We start from the raw sequence: 19,925 nt of genomic DNA, 5'->3' as shown, positions 1-19,925 counted from the left end.
GCGAGTAGAGGGACCGGCCGGGAGGCACACATGCTGCTGCGGAACAAGACCGTCATCGTCTCGGGCGTGGGGGCCGGGCTCGGCCATCAGGTCGCGGCGGCGTGTGTGCGGGACGGCGCCTCGGTGGTGCTGGGCGCGCGTACGGAGGCCAATCTCGCCGCGTCGGCCGCGCAGCTCGACCCTTCGGGCGAGCGTACGGCCTGGCGCGCGACCGATATCGGGGACGAGGCGCAGTGCGAGGCGCTGGCCGCGCTGGCCGTGGAGCGGTTCGGCGGGATCGATGCGGTGGTCCATGTCGCGGCGCTGGACTCGCTCTTCGGAGGTCTGCGGGACGCCGACTTCGACTCCTGGCGCAGCGTCGTGGACGTCAATCTCTTCGGCACCCTGCGGATGACCCGGGCCTGCCTGCCGTCCCTGGTGGCGCGCGGCGGTGGCTCGGTGGTGATGATCGGTACCCAGTCGTCGGTCGCCGCCCCCTCGCAGGTGCAGCAGGCGGCGTATGCGGCGTCCAAGGGCGGGCTGGTCTCGGCGATGTACTCGCTCGCGCGCGAGCTGGGACCGGACCGGATACGGGTCAACACCGTGCAGCCCGGGTGGATGTGGGGCCCGCCGGTGGAGGCGTACGTCAAGTTCCAGGCGCACAGCGAAGGCGTTCCGGAAGCGGAGGTGCTGGGCCGGCTGACGGAGCGGATGGCGCTGCCCGAGCTGGCGACGGACGCGGACGTGGCCGAGTGCGCGGTCTTCCTGGCCTCCGACCGGGCGCGTGCCATCACCGGCCAGTCGCTGCTGGTCAACGCGGGGGAGCTGATGCGGTAGCGGTCCTGGCGCACCGGCGCTGCCGCACCTTTGTGGGCCGCACCTCCGTGGGCCGCACCACCGTGGGCCGCACCACCGTGGGCCGGACCTCCGTGGGACGCGCCTCCGGCCGGCGGCGTCAACTGCCCGCGCCCCGGCCGGTACGGCTGTGTCGGCCGGTCCCGTCCCCGTACGGCCGGTCCGCCCCCCGTACGGCCGGTCCCGTCCCCGTACAGCCGGTCAGGCCCGCGGGTACCGGGCGAGCCACCCCGGCGACGAACCGGCCGGGCCGTGCAGCGCGGGGCCCTGCGTCATCTCCATCGAGAAGTCGTCGGCCAGCTGCAGGATCGTCTCCCGGCCCTCCAGCTCGACCAGCCATACCGGCGGCAGCGCCGTCTCGCCGTGCAGGGTCCCCAGCAGGTTGCCGCAGACGGCGCCGGTGGAGTCGCTGTCCCCGCCGTGGTTGACGGCGAGCAGCAGGCCGTGCCGGACGTCCTCGGCGACCAGTGCGCAGTACACGCCGATCGCCAGCGCCTCCTCGGCCGTCCAGCCCTCCCCCAGCGACTCCACCCGGGCCGGTGTCGGCATGCCCTGCCGCACGGCGCCCAGCGCGCGCTTGAGGGCGTCGGTGGTCTCCTCGTGGCCCGGGCGGGTGGCCAGGTGTGCCAGCGCCTTCTGCACGGCGCCGTCGAGGTCCTCGCCGCGGGCCAGCGAGTGGCTGATGACCGCGAAGGCGCCGGCCGCCAGATAGCCGGTGGGGTGGCCGTGCGTCTGGGCGGCGCACTCGGCGGCGAGCTGGAAGACCAGCTGCGGCTCCCAGCCGACCAGCAGCCCGAACGGCGCGGAGCGCATCACCGCGCCGCAGCCCTTCGAGTCCGGGTTCTTGGGCGTCTCCAGCGTGCCCATCACCTCGTCGCCGAGACCGCTCAGACAGGCCCGGCCGGGCGCCCGGCGGGAGTACAGCCACTCCTCGCGGGCCAGCCAGCCGTCGTCCTTCCTGCGCTCGTCCGGGCCCCAGTCGCGCTGGGTCGCGGCCCAGCGCAGATAGGCGCGGTGGACGTCGGTGGGCGGATGCCAGGCGCCGGTGTCGCGGCGCACCTGGGCCCGGATCAGCCCGTCCACGGTGAACAGGGTCATCTGGGTGTCGTCGGTGACCGCGCCGCGCCGCCCGAAGGCGGGTACGAAATCGGCCACGCCCTCCTGGCCGTGCGCCGAGCGGATCGCGTCGAGCGAGTCGAATTCGATACCGGCACCGAGCGCATCGCCGATGGCGCCGCCGAGCAGACAGCCGCGTACCCGGCTACGGAAGTCCTGCTGTTCCGCGCGGCCCCAGATGACGCCGCCGCCTCCTGTTGCGCTCACTGCGCCCTCCCGATACCGACAACGTCCCGGGGCCTTGCGGGGCCCCTGGCGCAGCACTGTAATCGACCAGGATTGATCAGTTTCCGGCCAGGTGCGTATTGCGACCGGTCACTCATAAGGCGGCTTTTGGCCGGTACGGTCCCGATGGGCACGGGCTCGACCGAATCGACTTTGGCTGAAAACACTCCCATCGGGGCGGACCGAAACGGCCTCTGTCCGGGTGGGCCGAAGCGGCTCCCGTCCGCCCCCTGCCCTGTCGACACACCGCCCGGCCATCCGTCGCCCCCCACGCTCGGGAGAACCCGCATGACTCTGCGCTGTGCCGTACTCGACGACTACCAGGACGTCGCGCTCTCCCTGGCCGACTGGTCCGCCGTAGCGGGTGCCGTCGACGTCCGTACGGTGCGGCAGCCCTTCCGCTCCGAGGACGAGGTGGTCGCGTCGATCGGCGACTGCGAGATCGTTGTCGCGATGCGCGAACGCACACCGTTTCGCGCCTCGCTCCTCGCCCGGCTCCCCCGCCTCCGGCTGCTGATCACCTCCGGAATGCGGAATGCCGCCATCGATCTGGAAGCCGCCGCGCGGCACGGCGTCACCGTCTGCGGTACGGCCAGCAACACGGAGCCGCCCGTCGAACTGACCTGGGCGCTGATCCTCGGCCTCGCCCGCCAGGTGGTCACCGAGAGCACCGCACTGCGCACCGACGGCCCCTGGCAGAGCACCCTCGGCGCCGACCTGCACGGCCGTACGCTGGGGCTGCTCGGCCTGGGCAAGATCGGCAGCCGGGTCGCCCGGATCGGCCAGGCCTTCGGCATGGAGGTGACGGCCTGGAGCCGGAACCTCACCGCCGAACGCGCCGCGGAGGTGGGCGTGCATGCCGCCGCCACCAAGAACGAGCTCCTGGAGACCAGCGACTTCGTCTCCGTCCATCTCGTCCTCGGTGACCGCACCCGCGGCCTGCTCGGCGCCGATGAGCTCCGCCGGATGCGGCCCACCGGCTACCTCGTCAACACCTCCCGCGCCGCCATCGTCGACCAGCCCGCGCTGCTCCGGGCGCTGCGGGAGAACTGGATCGCCGGCGCCGGCCTGGACGTCTTCGACCAGGAGCCGCTGCCTGCCGGCCACCCCCTGCGCACCCTCCCGAACGTGCTGGCCCTGCCCCATCTCGGCTATGTCACCCGCCGTAACTACGAGGGCTACTTCCGGCAGGCGGTCGAGGACATCACCGCCTTCCTCGCGGGCAGCCCGATCCGCCAACTGGGCTGAAGAAAGCGTTCGATGATGGCAGGGGCGCGCGCTGGGCATGCTCTCCCCATGTCCGAGTACGAGTGGGATCGCACCACCATGGCCGTTGTCGCCTCCGCGCTTTCCGGGGACAGCGACGGCGCGGTGGAACTCCTTCGGCCGCTCCCCCAGAGCGATGTCTGCCATATCGCGGTACGGCTCGCCGCCATGGCCGCCGACGCGCTGATCGTCGCCGCCCAGGACAGCGGAGGCGATCGCGAGGAGGCGCTGTCGCAGTGGCAGCAGTGCATCCTGCAGCACGAGGCCGAGTACGAGGGCGAGTGAAGAGGCCCCGGCCGACCGGCCGACCGGCCGACGACCGGGCTGTGGACCGCCGCGGGAGCACGGTCGGAGCTCGGACCGCCGGGGCCTCCCCTTCCGCCGGACCGCCGGGGCCGCCCCTTCCGCGGACTGCCCCGGCGACCCGATTCAGTCGGCCAGCGGCAGCAGCTCCGGGAGATGCCCGTCCGAGGCGAGGGCGGCGGCCTGGCGTTCTTCGGTGACCGGGGCGTACGTCGTGGTGCGGGCGCGGGCCGGGCGGCCGGCCCGGTCGGCGATGGCGATGAGGTCCTGGATGGAGCGGTAGGAGCCGTAACTCGACCCCGCCATCCGGGAGATGGTCTCCTCCATCAGCGTGCCGCCGAGGTCGTTGGCGCCGGAGCGGAGCATTTCGGCCGCGCCTTCCGTGCCGAGCTTGACCCAGCTGGTCTGGATGTTGGTGATGTGGGGGTGCAGCAGCACCCGGGCCATCGCGGTCACCGCGCGGTTGTCGCGTGTGGTGGGGCCGGGGCGGGCGATACCGGCGAGGTAGACGGGGGCATTGGTGTGGATGAAGGGGAGGGTGACGAACTCCGTGAAGCCGCCCGTCTCCTGCTGGATCCGTGCCAGCAGGCGAAGGTGGCCGAGCCAGTGGCGCGGCTGGTCGACATGGCCGTACATCATCGTCGAGGACGAGCCGATGCCCAGCTCATGGGCGGTCTTGATGACCTCGACCCAGGTGGCGGTGGGCAGCTTGCCCTTGGTGAGGATCCAGCGGACCTCGTCGTCGAGGATCTCGGCCGCGGTGCCGGGGATGCTGTCCAGCCCGGCGGCCTTGGCCTCGGTGAGCCACTCACGGATGGACAGGCCGGTACGCGTCGCGCCGTTGACGACCTCCATGGGTGAGAAGGCGTGCACATGCATACCGGGGACGCGTTCCTTCACGGCGCGCGCGATGTCGAAGTACGCCGTGCCGGGCAGGTCGGGGTGGATGCCGCCCTGCATGCACACCTCCACCGCCCCTACGTCCCACGCCTGTTGGGCACGGTCGGCGACCTGGGAGAGGGAGAGGGTGTAGGCGTCGGCGTCGGTGCGGCGCTGGGCGAACGCGCAGAAGCGGCAGCCGGTGTAGCAGACGTTGGTGAAGTTGATGTTCCTGGTGACGATGTAGGTGACGTCGTCGCCCACGGTGTCGCGGCGCAGCGCATCGGCGATGCCGCAGAGGGCGTCCAGGGCGGGCCCGTCGGCGTGCAGCAGCGCCAGCGCCTGGGCGTCGGTGAGCTTGGTGGGGTCGTCGGCGGCCTGCGACAGGGCCTGCCGTACGTCGGCTTCGATGCGCTCCGGTGCCATCCCGGGGGCGGCGGCCTCCCGCAGTGCCTCCCAGTCGCCGTAGACCTCGTCGAAGTCGTCGCGGCGGTCGGCGGTGCGGCCTTCGGTGTCGATGGTGTGGTGCAGGTCCGTACGGCCCGAGGAGATCATCGTGAAGCCCTCGTCGGGCTCCTGCCAGGGGCGGCCCACCACGGGGGCGTCCTCCACGGCCAGGCCCGTCTCCGGGTCGGCGAGCGCCCGTACATGGGGCAGCAGGCGGGGGTCGAGCCAGGGCTCACCGCGCTGCAGGAACTCCGGGTAGATGGGGAGCCGTTCCCGCAGCTCGAAACCGGCGGCGGCGCAGCGCTCGGTCAGCTCGTCGATCTGGGGCCAGGGGCGCTCGGGGTTCACATGGTCGAGGGTCAGCGGGGAGACGCCGCCCCAGTCGTCGATCCCGGCGTCGATGAGCAGCGCGTACTCGCCGTCGACGAGGTTGGGCGGCGCCTGGATGCGCGTCGAGGGGCCCATGATGTGCCGGGCGACCGCGATGGTCGCGGCCAGCTCCTCCAGCTCGGCATCCGGCATGCCGCGCATCGCCGTGTCCGGCTTGGCGCGGAAGTTCTGCATGATCAGCTCTTGGATGCCGTGGTACGCGCGCTGAACACGGCGCAGCGCGAACAGGGACTCGGCGCGCTCCTCGTACGTCTCACCGATGCCGATCAGCAGCCCGGTGGTGAAGGGGACGTTGGAACGTCCGGCGTCCTCCAGGACGCGCAGCCGGACGGCGGGGTCCTTGTCGGGCGATCCGTAGTGGGGACCGCCGGGCTCGCTCCACAGCCGCTCGGCGGTCGTCTCCAGCATCATCCCCAGGGAGGGGGCGACGGGCTTGAGCCGCTGGAAGTCCGTCCAGGACAGCACCCCGGGGTTGAGGTGCGGCAGCAGGCCGGTCTCCTCCAGGACGCGGATCGCCATGGCGCGGACGTACGACAGCGTGTCGTCGTAGCCGTGCGCCTCCAGCCACTCGCGGGCCTCGGGCCAGCGGTCCTCCGGCTTGTCGCCCAGGGTGAAGAGGGCTTCCTTGCAGCCCAGTTCGGCGCCGCGGCGGGCGATGTCCAGCACCTCGTCGGGCGACATGAACATTCCGTGGCCGTCGCGGCGCAGCTTGCCGGGGACGGTGACGAAGGTGCAGTAGTGGCACTTGTCCCGGCACAGGCGCGTCAGGGGGATGAAGACGCCGCGGGAGTACGTGATGACTCCGGGGCGCCCGGCGGCCTCCAGGCCGGCATCCCGCACCCGGGCCGCGGAGGCGCAGAGGTCCGTGAGGTCGGCGCCGCGCGCCTGCAGCAGCACCGCGGCCTCGCCGGCGTCCAGCGCCACACCGTCGCGGGCCCGCTTGAGCGCACGGCGCATCGCGTTGGCCGTCGGCCGTCCCTGGGCGGCGGGCCCGGAGTCCCTTTCGTGGCCGGTTCCTTGGTCCGATGCCTGGTCAGGTCCCTGCACGCTGGAAGTCATCCTCCGAGCATACGAGCGTCCACCGACAGCGCCGCCGCCGGAGATCGCCTGGTTGATGTGCCACTGATCACTACGGCCGGTGGTTCCGTCCGGGCTCGTCAGGGCACTTCCCGGCGGCGGCTCCCGGCACGCCTGCGTAGGGACGGCTGCTCCCGGCACGCCTAGGAAGCAACGACTGCTCCCGGCACGCCTACGAAGCGGCGGCTGCTCCTGGCACGCCTACATACCGGCCAGCAGCTCGTCGGAGTAGGTCCGGGTCAGGAACTCCATGTTGTGGCCGTCGGGGTCGTTGAGGTAGAGACCGCGGCCGCCGTCCAGGGTGTTGATCTCCTGTGGCCTGGTGTGCATGGGGTCGGCCCAGTAGGAGAGCTCCCGCTCCTGTATGCGGTCGAAGATCGCGTCGAACTCGCCCTCGGACACCAGGAACGCGTAGTGCGTGGGGACGAACTCGCCGCCCGCGACATGCTCGGCGTAGTCGAGGGTCACCCCGTTGTCGAGCTTGAGGGCCGCGAAGGGACCGAAGGCCTTGGGTTCGGGCGCGCCGAGCAGGCCCGCCAGGAACCGGGCGGAGGCGAAACGGTCCTTGCTGTGCACGATCGTGTGGTCGAGGCGGGGCATGGGATCTCCTTGATCTCTCTGACGGAGCGGTCAACGGGTCCCGTGATCTGCTGCATCGGCGCGGGCCGTCGGCGTTCTCGGCCCGTCGAGCTGCAGGAACTGATCGCCTTGGGCCGCTGCTCTCGTTGGGCCGCTGATCTTGTTGAGCCGCTGATCCTCCGGGACCGTTGATCTTCTTGGCCGTTCACCGTTCTCCTCGGGCCGCCGGTCTGCGGAGAGATCCGCGGCCCTTCACCTTCGACGCTACGACGGCGGAGGCCGCCGCGGATCGTTCTCCGGTACCGGGACGGGCGGAAAGCGGTACACCGCTGGTCCTAGGACGAACCGAGGCCGTCAGGTAGCGGGCCGGTGGAAGGGCCTCCCCCCGGGCCCGCGCGCCATCCGCTCCGCCGTCCTGTCACCGTCACCCGCCCCCTCACCCCTCACCCCCGAGGCCACAGGTCACCCGTCCCGCACGCCGCGCTCCGCTGAGTCACCCGTCACAGGTACTGCGCGAAGTCGTCCAGGGTCCGCAGTACCTCAGCTTCCCCGGCCGGCGGCAGCTGCAGCACCACCTCCTGCACGCCCAGCTCGCGCAAGCGCGCCAGCTTCCCGGTCGAGGGCTGGACCGCGTAGGGCACCACCACCGGCTCGCCCGTACGCCCGGCGTCCGACCATGCCTGCCGCAGCACCGGAACGGTCTCCGTCAGCCCGCGGCCGCCGATCGGCAGCCACCCGTCGGCGTACTCGGCGATCTGCCCGAAGAGCTTGGGGCCGGCCGCGCCGCCGAGGAGGGTGCGCGGCGCGCCGTGCAGCGGCTTGGGGTGGGCGAGGGAGGCGCGTACGGACCCGAATGCGCCCTGGTAAGCCGTCGGTTCCTCGGCCCACAGGGCGCGCATCAGGGCGACCCGGTCGCGGGTCAGCTCCCGCCGGGTCGACCACTCGACGCCGTGGTCGGCGGCCTCCTCGACGTTCCAGCCGTAACCGATGCCGAGGGTGAAGCGGCCGCCGGAGAGGAAGTCGAGGGTCGCGATCTGCTTGGCGAGATCGATCGGGTCGTGCTGGGCGACGAGGGTGATGCCGGTGCCGAGGGCGAGCCGTTCGGTGACCGCGGCGACCTGGCCGAGCGCGATGAACGGGTCGAGGGTGCGGCCGTATTCGCGGGGCAGCGGCTCGCCCATGGGGGCGGGGGTTTCCCGGCCGGCGGGGATGTGGGTGTGCTCGGGAAGGTAGAGGCCGGCGAAACCGCGCTGCTCCAGCTCGCGGCCCAGCCGGTCCGGCCGGATCGTCTCGTCGGTCAGGAAGATCGTGGTCGCGATCCGCATGCGGGAACACCTCCGTGTCAGGCGGGTGAGTGACCGCATGGTGCCTCACCGCCCGACGGTTATCCACAGGCCTTTCGCTCTCCGTCACACGCGCGTACAACAGTTTTCACGCGGTGCGACGAGCCGGTCGCGCAGCGGAAGGAGACGGGCGCGGTCGGAACGGACAGGCACGAAACGCGCAGGCGACGGGCCTGAGGCGGCACGGGGAGGCGGAGATGGACGGGGGGCTGAGATGGAACGACGCGATGTTCTGAGACTTTCGGCGGTTGCGGGCGCGACGGGCGCGCTTACGCTCGGACGTGTGAGCTTCGCCGATGCCGTGCCCGCTGCCGGGCAGCCCGGAGGCGGGCCGGGAGGCGGGCAGCGCGGAGGCGGGCCGGGCGAGCAGTCCCGGCGGGTGGCCGGCCATCTGCCCGCGGGCGCGCCGGACTTCGTGTATCTGCCGGTCGACGTGCCGCACGGCGTGAGCGAGATCGCCGTTGCCTACCGCTACGACAAACCCACCGTCCCCGAGGGCATCCCCGGCAATGCCTGCGACATCGGCATCTTCGACGAGCGGGGCACGGGCCTCGGAGGCGCCGGGTTCCGCGGCTGGTCGGGCGGGGCGCGTACGGAGTTCTTCCTGCGCGCCGACGAGGCCACCCCCGGATATCTGCCGGGCCCCGTCAACGCAGGCACCTGGCATATCGCCCTCGGGCCGTACACGATCGCGCCGCAAGGGCTGTCCTACGACGTCACGGTCACCTTGCGGTACGGACCCGCGGGGCGCACCCCGGCGCCCGTCCATCCGCCCGAGCGTGCCCGGGGCCGGGGCCGTGCCTGGTACCGCGGCGACGGCCATCTGCACTCCGTGCACTCCGACGGCAGACGCACTCCTGCCGAGATCGCCGCACTGGCCCGCGCCGCCGGGCTGGACTTCATCAACACCTCCGAGCACAACACCACGTCCGCGCACCGCGCCTGGGACGGTCTGTGGGGCGATGACCTGCTGATCCTGACCGGCGAGGAGGTCACCACCCGCAATGGGCACGTGGTGGCGATGGGCACCGACCCCGAGGCCTTCATCGACTGGCGCTACCGGGCCCGCGACAACGCCTTCGGGAAGTACGCGCGCGCCATCCGGCGGGCCGGCGGCCTGGTCATCCCGGCACATCCGCACGCCACCTGCATCGGCTGCCACTGGAAGTTCGGGCTGAACGAAGCCGATGCGGTGGAGGTCTGGAACGGCCCGTACACCCCCGATGACGAGATCACCCTCGCCGAATGGGACAACACCCTCGTCGCACACGCCCGTGGCCGCGCGGACTGGCTGCCGGCCGTCGGCCACAGCGACGCCCACCGCGACCCGGATGTGGTGGGCCTGCCGCAGACCGTGGTGCTCGCCGACGATCTCTCGCGCCGTGCGCTGCTGGACGGCATCCGGGCGGGCCGGGTCTGGATCGCCGAGTCGTCGAAGGTCGATCTGGCCTTCTCCGTCACCGGTGAGCGCGGTGAACACGCCGGGATCGCCGAGCGCTTGGAGGCCCCCCGTGCGGCGAAGGTCACGGCTCAGCTGAAGGTCTCCGGCGCCCCGGGCTGCACGGTCTCCTTCCTCACCGACCAGGGACTGCTGTACTCCACCCCGCTGCCCGCCTCGGGCAGCGCCACCGTCAGCTGGCAGACCACCCCCGACCACGCCGCCTACATACGCGCGGAAGTCCGCCACCCGCCGACGACAGCGGGCCTGCCGGGGCCCATGGCGGCCATGACCAACCCGGTCTTCCTGGGCCGCCGGAGCTGAGCCGCCGGGGCTGATGCGGCAAGAGAACGTGCTGTGCCGCGGACGGGGGAATCATGATCAAGCCACGGGAATACGACCAGCCCCAGGAGAGGTATCCATGCGTGCCATGCAGTTCGAACGATTCGGTGACCCGGAGGTCTGGCCGAGGCCGAGGTACCGGACCCGGTGGCGGGCCCGGGCGAGAGCCTGGTCGAAGTGGAGGCCGCGGGCGTCAACTTCGGCGACATCAAGCACATCGCGGGCGAGCACGCCGAGGGGCCGAACGCGCCGACGGGACCGCTGCCGCGCATCCCCGGCATGGAGGTCGTCGGCCGGACCGCGGGCGGCCGGCGGGTCCTCGGATACGTCCCGCAGGGCGGCTATGCGGCGAAGACGGTCGTCCCCGACCGCAACCTTGTCGCCTTAACGGAGGGGCTGAGCGCGGGCGAGGCGCTGGCCCTGCTCATACAGGGGCTGACGGCGTGGCATGTGCTGCGGTCGGTCGCCCGCGTGCGGCCCGGCGAGAGCGTGGTGGTCCATGCCGCCGCGGGCGGGACGGGCAGTCTCGCCGTCCAACTGGCCCGGGAGTTCGGCGCCGGACGCGTCATCGCCACGGCGTCCTCCGAGGAGAAGCGCGCCTTTGCCCTCGAACTCGGCGCGGACGCGGCGATCGACGGCGACGCGGACGGCTACAAGGAGCGGGTTCTCGACGCCAACCGGGGACGCCCGGCCGACATCATCCTGGACGCCATCGGCGGCCCGGTCCTCGACTCCGCACTGGACGCACTCGGACACCTCGGGCGACTGGTCACCTACGGCGCCTCGTCCCGACAGACCGCCTTGGCCATCGCACCGAACCGCCTCGCGGTGGAGAACATCGGCGTCGCCGGCTTCTGGCTCATCCCGCTCCTCGCCCGGAACGGGATCGGCGGCGCGGCACTTGAGGAGTTGCTCGGCCTCACGGCGCGGGGACGCCTGCGCCCGCTGGTCGGCGCGGAGTACGACCTCGCACGGGCGCGCGATGCGCACGAGGATCTGCTCGCCCGCCGTACCAAGGGCAAACTGGTCCTCCGCCCCTGACAACCGAACCTCCGTGCCCTCCTCCAGCCGTCCGTGCACCAACACCGAGCGGGACCGGCACCCCACCGCGACCGCAATAGCCCGCGTCCGGCCGGGCCGAACCTGCGGGGGGCCGGTTCCCACTCGTCGATGGCGTGACGCTGCCGGATGACGGATGCCATCAGGCAGGCCGGCCGCCCCTCCCTCACCCCGCCCAGACGATCGCCTGCCACTCGCTGTAGGCATGCAGCGCGTACGAGCCCACGTCCCGCCCGACCCCGCTGCGCTTGAAGCCCCCGAAGGGCGCTTCCATGTTGCGGCCGACCGTGTTCACGCCGACCCCGCCGGCCCGCAACTGCCCGGCCACCCGGAAGGCGCGGGCGGAATCGCCGGACCACACGTAGTCGATGAGCCCGTAGTCACTGTCGTTGGCGAGGGCCACCGCCTCGTCCTCCTCGTCGAAGGGCAGCACCACGACGACGGGGCCGAAGATCTCCTCCCGTACGACCCGCATATCGGGGGTGCAGTCGGTCAGCAGCGTCGGCGCGACGTAGAAACCGCGCTCCGGAACGGAAGGCCGTGCGCCGCCCGCCACGACCCGTGCGCCTTCCTTCCTGCCCAGTTCCACATACGACTCGACCCGGTCGCGGTGCACGGCCGAGATCACCGGCCCGACCACCGTCCCCTGCGCACGGGGATCGCCGACCTGGAGGTGCCCGATGTAGCGCGTCAGCCGCTCGACCAGTGCCTCGTACACCCCTCTCTGCACGATCACCCGCGTCGGCGCCGTACAGATCTGCCCGCTGTAGAACGAGTAGGTGGTACCGATGCCGGCCACCGCCGAGTCCAGGTCCGCGTCGTCGAAGACCACCGCGGCGCCCTTGCCACCCAGCTCCATGAGCTGGCGTTTCATCCCTCGTCCGCACACCTCGGCGATGCGCTGCCCGACGGCCGTGGAACCGGTGAAGCTCACCATGTCCACGTCCGGCGAGTCCACGGCCGCCTCGCCGGCCTCCGCGGAAGCGCCGCTCACCACATTCACCACTCCCGGCGGCGCTCCCGCCTCCGCCAGCGCCGCCGCCATCCGGTACACCGACAGCGGGTCCTGCGGGGCGGGCTTCACGACCACGGTGTTGCCCATCGCCAGCGCCGGCGCGATCTTGCCCGCCGGGTTCGCCCACGGGTTGTTGTACGAGGTGATGCAGGTGACGACGCCGACGGGCCGGCGTACGGCGAGGGCGCCCAGCACGGCCGCCTTCCCCATCGGCCCCGCCTCGTTGATCTGCGGAGGCAGCCCCTGCTCGACCGGCTCCAACGCCCCCTTCGCATACCGCCGGAAGCGCGCCAACCCCACCGCGACCTGCATCCCGCGCGCGGTCCGGGTCGTGGCCCCGCTCTCCGCCTGCGCCAGCGCGGCGTGCGCCACGAAGTCGCGCTGCATCACCCCGGCGGCCCGGTCGAGAATCGCGGCACGCTCCTGCGGCGACGTGCGCGACCAGGGCCCGAAGGCCTCGCGCGCCGCGGCCGCCGCCTCGTACACCTGCGCCCGGCTCGCCTCGGGCGCGAGCCCGACGACCGCCTCCGTCGCCGGATCGATCACCTCGTAGTGACCACCGTCGGGCTCGACCCGCTCACCGCCGATGAACAGCCGCTCCGGGGCAGCCGTCACAGGGCACTCACCACCCCCGCCCGCCGCCCCCGTCCCCGTCATTTCGTACTCACCGTTCTCGTGTCCCGGCCCGACCGCAACACGGTCCCCGGCACCGCGCCGGTCACCACGTCGTCGCGGATCGTCTCGACGCCGTTGACCCACACCGCGTTGATGCCGACCGCCCGGGAGTCCAGCCGCGGGCTGTCCCCGGGCAGATCGTGTACGAGCGTGGCCTTGCCCGCGTCGATCCGCTCCGGGTCGAAGAGCACCAGGTCGGCGTGCCAGCCCTCCTCGATGCGTCCGCGCTCCCGCAGGCCGAAGAGCTGTGCGGGGTCATCGGTGAGCATCTTCACCGCCTGCTCCAGGCCCACCAGTTTCCTGCCGCGCAGGCAGTCGCCGAGGAAGCGCGTCGTGTACGGCGCACCGCACATCCGGTCCAGATGGGCGCCCGCGTCCGAGCCGCCCAGCAGCACGTCCTCGTGCTGCCAGGTCTCGGCGCGCAGCGCCCAGGAGGCCGGGTCGTTGTCGGTGGGCATCGGCCACAGGACCGTCCGCAGCCGGTCGTTGGCGCAGATCTCTACGATGCAGGCGAAGGGCTCCAGGCCGCGTTCGGCTGCGATGTCCCGCACGATGCGCCCGGTCAGGCCCTCGTTCTCCGGGGAGTAGGTGTCCCCGATGACATACCGGCCGAAGTCGGTGAGCCGCCGGAAGACACCCGCCTCCTTGCTCTCCGCGCGCCGCAGCATCCCGGCCCGTACGCCGGGGTCGCGGAGCTTCGCGATGCGTTCGGGTACCGGCAGGCCCAGGATCTCGCCCCAGCCGGGGAGGAGGTTCAGGGCACAGAAGGTGCCCAGGGACATGTTCATGGGAGTGAGGATCGGCATTGTCAGGGCCACGATCCGGCCGCCGGCCTCCCGGGCCCGCTCGCTCGCGGTCAGCTGGCGCGGCACCCGCTCGGGCACCGCCGCGTCGATCGTCAGCACGTTCCAGTTCAGCGGCCGGCCGGCCGCCGCGCTCATCGCGACCAGCAGCTCGATCTCGTCGTCGCCGAACTGGTCGAGGCAGCCCGCCACGATCGCCTCGATCTGGGTGCCCTCGTGCGCGGCGACGGCCCGCGACAGCGCAAGCAGCTCCTCGGGGGCGGCGTGCCGGGAGGCGACCGGCTTCCCGTCGCCGTCGGAGTGGGTGCTGGACTGGGTGGTGGAGAAGCCCCAGGCCCCGGCCTCCATCGCCTCGTGGAAGAGCGCCAGCATCGCGTCCAGCTGCCCGGGGGTCGGCCGGCCGCCGATGGCGTCCGCGCCCATGACGTACCGCCGCAGCGCGCAATGGCCCACCATGAAGCCCGCGTTGACGGCGATCCGCCCCTCCAGCGCGTCCAGGTAGTCGCCGAACGAGCTCCACGTCCAGGGGGCGCCCTCTTCGAGCGCCACCAGGGACATGCCCTCGACCTTGGACATCATCCGGCGGGTGTAGTCGGCGTCCTCGGGCCGCCCGGGGTGCAGCGGCGCCAGGGTGAAACCGCAGTTGCCGCCCGCCACGGTCGTCACCCCGTGGTTGAGCGAGGGGGTGGCGTACGGGTCCCAGAACAGCTGCGCGTCGTAGTGGGTGTGCGGATCGACGAAGCCGGGGGCGAGGACGAGACCGGTCGCGTCCTCGCTCGTCCTCGCCTCCTCGGTGCCGATGCCGGAGCCGGAGCCGGTGCCGATGCCGGAGCCGGAGCCGGCCCCGGCGTCCGTCCGGGTGCCCGTGCCCGCGCCGGAGCCGCCGCCGGAGCCGCCGCCGGCCCCCCTCCCGGCCGGGGCGATGACGGCGATCCGGCCGTCACGGATGCCGACATCGGCGGTGTACGAGGGCATTCCCGTGCCGTCCACGACGGTCGCGCCCTTGATCAGGTGGTCGAGCATGGGCGGTGCGTCCCCTTCCCCTGGGCGGAAATCCGCGGTTCAGCTGCCCGCGGCCTGACGGAACCGGGTCGTCCGGTGCACCGGATCCGTGTCGATCTTCGGGATCACGTGCTCGCCGATGAGCTTGACCGTGTTCATCGTGTCCTCGTACGAGATCCCGATCGGCAGCCCGAAGCTCAGCTGGTCGGCGCCTGCCTGCTCCCAGCGCTTGCACTGCCCCAGCACCTCGTCCGGGTCGCCGCAGATCATCAGCTCCTCGGCGATCAGCAGCTCGATGACTTCCGTGGTGTAGTCGGGCAGCAGCTCGGGCCACTCGGGGATGCCGTCGGGCCGCGGGAAGGTGTCGTGGTAGCGGAAGACCAGCGACTGGAGGTAGTTGAGCCCTCCGCCGACCGCGATCTCCACCGCCTTGTCGTGCGTCTCGGCACAGATCGCGGTCGAGGTCACCATCACGTTGTCGTTGACGAAGCCGCCGACCGGCTCGGCCTCCCGGATCGCCGTCTTGTACTGCTCCAGCACCCACTCCATGTCGGATACCTTCTGCACGCTGAAGCCGAGCACGCCCAGCCCCTTCTTCGCCGCCATGGCGTACGAGGACGGGGAGCCGGCCGCGTACCACATCGCCGGGTGCGCGGCCCCGTACGGCTTCGGGAAGATCTTCCGCGGCGGCAGCTGCCAGTGTTTGCCCTGGAACCCGGCGTACTCCTCCTGGAGCCACATCTTCGGGAACTCGGCGATGGTCTCTTCCCAGATCTCCTTGGTGTGGTTCATATCGGTGATGCCCGGGAGGAACCCCAGGATCTCGTGGCTGCCGGCGCCCCGCCCGCTGCCGAACTCGAAGCGGCCCTCGCTGAGATGGTCGAGCATGGCGACCTTCTCGGCGACCTTCACCGGGTGGTTGACCTGGGCGAGCGGGTTGAAGATCCCGGACCCGAGATGGATCCGCTCGGTCGCATGGGCCAGGTAGCCCAGGAAGACGTCATTGGCGGAGAGGTGCGAGTACTCCTCCAGGAAGTGGTGCTCGGACGCCCAGGCGTACTTGAAGCCGGACTTGTCCGCCTGGATGACGTACTCGGTCTCCTCCATCAGCGCCTTGTGCTCCGCGAGCGGGTCGGTCTCGGCCCGCTTGCCCACATATCCCTGTACAAAGAGCCCGAATTCCAAGGAGGTTCACCGTCCCTGAGCCATTCGCGATTTCTGACGGACCGTCAGATCAGATGTGCCGACTGTTCCACCGCACACGGGGGCCGTCAAGAGCCGCCGTCCGCATACCTGATACTCAGTCAGATGACGCTGACCCCGGCCAGCCAGCCCCCGTCCACGACGAACGGCTGCCCCGTGATGTACGACGAGTCCTCGCAGGACAGGAAGAGCGCCAGCTTGGCGACCTCCTCCGGCCGGCCGATCCGGCCCAGCGGCACCAGCTTCCGATAGAGCTCGTCCACGGCCCGCTTCGACTCGGCGGGATCCACGCCCGGATCCAGCGCCGCGGGGTTGGTCATCGGGGTGTCCACGGCCCCCGGGCACACCGCGTTGACCCGGATCTTCCTGGCCGCCAGCTCCACCGCGGCGACCCGGGTGAGCCCGAGGACCGCATGCTTGGTCGCGGCATACGCGCCGACGAAGGCCATACCCGTCAGGGCCGTGTACGAGGCGGTATTGACGATCGTCCCGCCGCCCGCCGCCTCGATCTCCGGCGCCACCGTACGGATCCCGAGGAAGCAGCCGACCTGGTTGACCTGCACCACCTGCTGGAACTCCTCCAGCGGCGTCGACACCAGCTCGTTGAACCGAAGAATCCCGGCATTGTTGACCAGCCCGTCGATCTTCCCGAACTCCTCCTTGGCGGCGACCGCCGCGGCCTGCCAGTCCGCCTCCTGCGTCACATCCAGATGGACGAAGCGGGCCCGGCCCTCCCCCAGCTCCTCGGCGAGCGCCTTGCCCTGCACGTCGAGCACATCCCCGAGCACCACCTTCGCGCCCTCCGCGACGAACAGCCGCGCCTCCTGCTCACCCTGCCCGCGCGCCGCACCCGTCACGATGACAACCCGCCCGTCGAGCTTGCCCATGCCTGCACTCCTCTGCTGGTGAGTACGCCGCCGCCGGTTCCGGCCGGTCGGCCGTGAGCGGTCGGCGGTGAGTGGTGGGTGGTTAGGGGTGGGTGGTTAGGGGTGGGTGGCGAGCGGTCGACGGGGCGGCGGGGCGTCGGTTCGCCGGGGCGAGGAATCGACGGGACGACAGCACGCCGGACCGACAGACCTACGGATCGCCGGATCGCCACTCCGCCACTCAGCCACTCAGCCACTCAGCCATTCAGCAACGGCGCGACCTCCGTCCCGAACGCCGCCATCTGATCCCTCAGTTCGTCACATCCCCGGCTGCGGAACCGCACCTGGATCTGGTCCACTCCCATCGCCCGGTACTCCCGCAGCGACTCCGCGATCCGCTCCGGCGCCCCGGACAGGGTCCGCCGGCCGACCTCCCACCCCGGCTCGCCGACGTACAGCGGCTCGGCGATGGCGCCGATCACGGCCGGCGCATCGACACCGGCCGCCGCCCGCAGCCGCCGCAGCTTCCCGATCTGCCCCGGCAGCTCCGCCCGCCGGTCGCCCTGCGGCAGCCAGCCGTCACCGCGCACCGCGGCCCGGCGTACGGCCGCCGGCGAGGATCCGCCCACCCACAGCGGCGGCCGGGGCGTCTGCACGGGCCGCGGCGCCTGCCCCAGCCCCTCGAACGCGAACCGCTCCCCCGCGAACGTGGGGAACTCCTCCGGCCCCAGCGCCACCTTCAGGGCATCCATCGTCTCGTCGAGCACCGCCCCACGCCGCTCGAAGTCCACCCCGAGGACGTCGAACTCCTCCGCTACGTGCCCGGCCCCCACCCCGAGAATCAGCCGCCCACCGGAGAGCCTGTCGAGCGTCGCGTACTGCTTGGCCGTGACCAGCGGATGCTTCAGCCCGGCCACCGCCACATGACTGAGCAGCCGCACCCGCTCGGTGACGGCGGCCAGATGCGCAAGCGTGGCGACCGGGTCGTACCAGACGGTGCTCATCGCCTCGGCAAGCCGCCGCGGGATCGCCAGGTGCTCACAGCAGGCGATATACGCGAACCCGTGCCGGTCGGCGGCCCGCGCGATCGCGACCAGCTCGACCGGCCCCGCCGCGGCCTCCCAGCTCTCCGCGAAAAGAGTGCTCTGCGACTGCACCGGCAACTGCATGCCGTACACCAGCCGCCCCGCCTCCGGCCGCCACACCCCACCGCGCACACCATCCACCACAAGCCCTCCAGCCATAACTGACGGATCGTCACACAGCTTGCGCGGGACATCGTCGTGCCTGGGACGACGCCAGACAAGGGGTGAAAGACCAAGGGATGGCCCGCCGCGGCCGGGAGGGGGACGTCATCGCGCCCGTGGCGGCCGCCTGGCACACACTCTCCGCTGCTGCGGAGGGTGCAAGGCAGTCCGCCCGCAGGGGCCCGAAGCCGACCCCGCACCCACCACCCCGCGCCCCCGCACCCCGTGTCCCCGTGCCCCCGTGCCCCCGTGTCCCCGTGTCCCCGTGTCCCCGTGTCCCCGTGTCCCCGCCCTCAGGCTCCCCCCGCCGACGGCCCCCACAGCCCCTCCCCCGTCAACCCCAGCAGCGACATCGCGTTCCCCCGAACGATCTGTTCCACGACGTCCGGCGCGAGGTGTCCCATCTGCGCCTCGCCGACCTCCCTCGACTTCGGCCAGGTCGAATCGGAGTGCGGGTAGTCCGTCTCGTAGAGGACGTTGCCGACGCCGATCGCGTCCAGGTTCCGCAGGCCGAAGGCGTCGTCGAAGAAGCAGCCGTAGACGTGCTCGGTGAAGAGTTCGGACGGCGGACGGAGGACCTTGTCGGCGACGCCGCCCCAGCCGCGGTTCTCCTCCCAGACCACGTCCGCGCGTTCGAGGATGTACGGAATCCAGCCGATCTGCCCCTCGGCGTACATGACTTTCAGGCTCGGGAAGCGGTCGAATTTGCCGCTCATCAGCCAGTCCACCATCGAGAAGCAGCAGTTGGCGAAGGTGATCGTGGAGCCGACGGCGGGCGGGGCGTCGGCCGACGTCGAGGGCATCCTCGACGAGGAGCCGATGTGCATCGCGACGACCGTGCCGGTCTCGTCGCAGGCGCGCAGGAAGGGGTCCCAGTAGTCGGTGTGGATGCTGGGCAGCCCCAGATGGGGCGGGATCTCGCTGAAGCAGACCGCCCGTACCCCCCGGGCCGCGTTGCGCCGCACCTCCGCGGCGGCCAGCTCCGCGTCCCACAGGGGGATGAGGGTCAGCGGGATCAGCCGGCCCCGCGCCTGCGGGCCGCACCATTCCTCGACCATCCAGTCGTTGTACGCGCGCACGCCCAGCAGCCCCAGTTCGCGGTCCTTGGCCTCGGTGAAGGTCTGACCGCAGAAGCGGGGGAAGGTGGGGAAGCAGAGCGCGGACTGGACGTGGTTGACGTCCATGTCGGCCAGCCGTTCGGGCACGCTGAACGAGCCGGGACGCATCTGTTCGTAGGTGATGCCTTCGAGCTTGATGTCGTCGCGGGAGCAGCCGACGGCGGTGTCGAGGCGGGTCAGCGGCCGGTGCAGATCTTCGTAGACCCACCAGTCGGCTATCGGCCCTTCGTCCCCCGCGGCGCCCATCGTCGGGGCGAACTTGCCGCCCACGAAGGTCATCTCCTTCACGGGCGCCCGGACGATGCGCGGGCCGATGTCGTGGTACTTCGACGGGAGCCGGTCCCGCCAGACGTGTGGGGGCTCCACCGTGTGATCGTCCACCGAAATGATCTTGGGGAAGGTCTCCATGGCGGATACGGTAGCGCCGATCTGACGGTGCGTCAGTATTGCGTACGGGAATGGATCGTGGGCGAGCGACGCTGCCGGGGAGAGCCGGCGGCAGGAACGGAGTGCGACCCGAGCAGCGGAAGGGCAAGGCGGGGCGCATTCAGGGCGCGCAGGGGCAACTACCGGCCAGAGGGCGCGCGGAAGCGGACCTTCCGCGCCTCCTTGTGCACTGGCGCGTACACCTCCTGATCACCCGAGGAGGCTTTGTGCATGCTCCGGACCCCTACTGACGTAACAGGCTCGGACAAGGC

General features: G+C 71.6%; 15 protein-coding genes. 5 read left to right on the top strand and 10 right to left on the bottom strand.

Going from position 1 to position 19,925, the window contains the following annotated elements:
• The first annotated feature begins 30 nt into the window (after positions 1-30).
• The gene (locus D9V36_RS25760; protein ID WP_129295836.1) at positions 31-816 is read left to right on the top strand and encodes an SDR family oxidoreductase; all 786 of its coding nucleotides are present in this window, start codon (positions 31-33) and stop codon (positions 814-816) included.
• A 219-nt stretch (positions 817-1,035) separates the two neighbouring features.
• Here D9V36_RS25760 and D9V36_RS25755 read toward each other — a convergent pair whose 3' ends face one another.
• Positions 1,036-2,157, bottom strand: a complete 1,122-nt coding sequence (locus D9V36_RS25755; RefSeq protein WP_129295835.1) for an ADP-ribosylglycohydrolase family protein — start codon at positions 2,155-2,157, stop codon at positions 1,036-1,038.
• Between the two features lie 306 nt (positions 2,158-2,463).
• Between D9V36_RS25755 and D9V36_RS25750 the strand changes: the two genes are divergently transcribed.
• Complete coding sequence (locus D9V36_RS25750) at positions 2,464-3,423, top strand: D-2-hydroxyacid dehydrogenase family protein (RefSeq protein WP_129295834.1); 960 nt, start codon at positions 2,464-2,466, stop codon at positions 3,421-3,423.
• A 48-nt stretch (positions 3,424-3,471) separates the two neighbouring features.
• The gene (locus D9V36_RS25745; protein WP_086720495.1) at positions 3,472-3,726 is read left to right on the top strand and encodes a hypothetical protein; all 255 of its coding nucleotides are present in this window, start codon (positions 3,472-3,474) and stop codon (positions 3,724-3,726) included.
• 144 nt (positions 3,727-3,870) lie between these two features.
• Here D9V36_RS25745 and D9V36_RS25740 read toward each other — a convergent pair whose 3' ends face one another.
• The 3 genes from D9V36_RS25740 to D9V36_RS25730 form a co-directional block, all read right to left on the bottom strand.
• Positions 3,871-6,519, bottom strand: coding sequence for a bifunctional FO biosynthesis protein CofGH (locus D9V36_RS25740; RefSeq protein ID WP_129295833.1), 2,649 nt, complete (start codon positions 6,517-6,519; stop codon positions 3,871-3,873).
• Positions 6,520-6,738: 219 nt separating this feature from the next.
• Entirely contained in the window at positions 6,739-7,137 is a 399-nt protein-coding gene (locus tag D9V36_RS25735; RefSeq protein WP_129295832.1) for a VOC family protein, read from the bottom strand.
• Between the two features lie 479 nt (positions 7,138-7,616).
• Complete coding sequence (locus D9V36_RS25730) at positions 7,617-8,441, bottom strand: TIGR03619 family F420-dependent LLM class oxidoreductase (protein ID WP_129295831.1); 825 nt, start codon at positions 8,439-8,441, stop codon at positions 7,617-7,619.
• Positions 8,442-8,673: 232 nt separating this feature from the next.
• Here D9V36_RS25730 and D9V36_RS25725 point away from each other — a divergent pair, with 232 nt between their 5' ends.
• Entirely contained in the window at positions 8,674-10,221 is a 1,548-nt protein-coding gene (locus D9V36_RS25725) for a CehA/McbA family metallohydrolase (RefSeq protein ID WP_129295830.1), read from the top strand.
• 165 nt (positions 10,222-10,386) lie between these two features.
• On the top strand, positions 10,387-11,280 hold the full coding sequence (locus D9V36_RS25720; RefSeq protein ID WP_241721033.1) for a zinc-binding dehydrogenase: 894 nt from the start codon (positions 10,387-10,389) through the stop codon (positions 11,278-11,280).
• Between the two features lie 184 nt (positions 11,281-11,464).
• Here the strand turns inward: D9V36_RS25720 and D9V36_RS25715 are convergent, their stop codons facing one another.
• The 6 genes from D9V36_RS25715 to D9V36_RS25690 all read right to left on the bottom strand — a co-directional run bounded on the left by D9V36_RS25715 (position 11,465) and on the right by D9V36_RS25690 (position 19,635).
• Positions 11,465-12,970 carry an aldehyde dehydrogenase family protein gene (locus tag D9V36_RS25715; RefSeq protein ID WP_129295829.1) on the bottom strand — a complete coding sequence of 502 codons (1,506 nt, stop codon included), beginning with the start codon at positions 12,968-12,970 and terminating at the stop codon, positions 11,465-11,467.
• A complete protein-coding gene (locus D9V36_RS25710) occupies positions 12,967-14,814 on the bottom strand; it encodes an N-acyl-D-amino-acid deacylase family protein (protein WP_241721032.1) in 1,848 nt (615 codons plus the stop codon). The genes D9V36_RS25715 and D9V36_RS25710 overlap by 4 nt, the downstream gene beginning before the upstream one ends.
• A 39-nt stretch (positions 14,815-14,853) precedes the next feature.
• A complete protein-coding gene (locus D9V36_RS25705) occupies positions 14,854-15,978 on the bottom strand; it encodes an LLM class flavin-dependent oxidoreductase (RefSeq protein WP_129295828.1) in 1,125 nt (374 codons plus the stop codon).
• Between the two features lie 119 nt (positions 15,979-16,097).
• The gene (locus D9V36_RS25700; RefSeq protein WP_129295827.1) at positions 16,098-16,883 is read right to left on the bottom strand and encodes an SDR family NAD(P)-dependent oxidoreductase; all 786 of its coding nucleotides are present in this window, start codon (positions 16,881-16,883) and stop codon (positions 16,098-16,100) included.
• A 236-nt stretch (positions 16,884-17,119) separates the two neighbouring features.
• Positions 17,120-18,106 (bottom strand): TIGR03619 family F420-dependent LLM class oxidoreductase, encoded by a 987-nt coding sequence (locus D9V36_RS25695; protein ID WP_129295826.1) that lies wholly within the window; start codon positions 18,104-18,106, stop codon positions 17,120-17,122.
• A gap of 296 nt (positions 18,107-18,402) precedes the next feature.
• A complete protein-coding gene (locus tag D9V36_RS25690) occupies positions 18,403-19,635 on the bottom strand; it encodes an amidohydrolase family protein (protein ID WP_129295825.1) in 1,233 nt (410 codons plus the stop codon).
• Between the last annotated feature and the right edge of the window lie 290 nt (positions 19,636-19,925).

The sequence above is a fragment of the Streptomyces lydicus genome, from assembly GCF_004125265.1.
In the GTDB taxonomy this organism is placed as follows: domain Bacteria; phylum Actinomycetota; class Actinomycetes; order Streptomycetales; family Streptomycetaceae; genus Streptomyces; species Streptomyces lydicus_C.
This window is presented reverse-complemented; position numbering and strand designations above follow the sequence as displayed.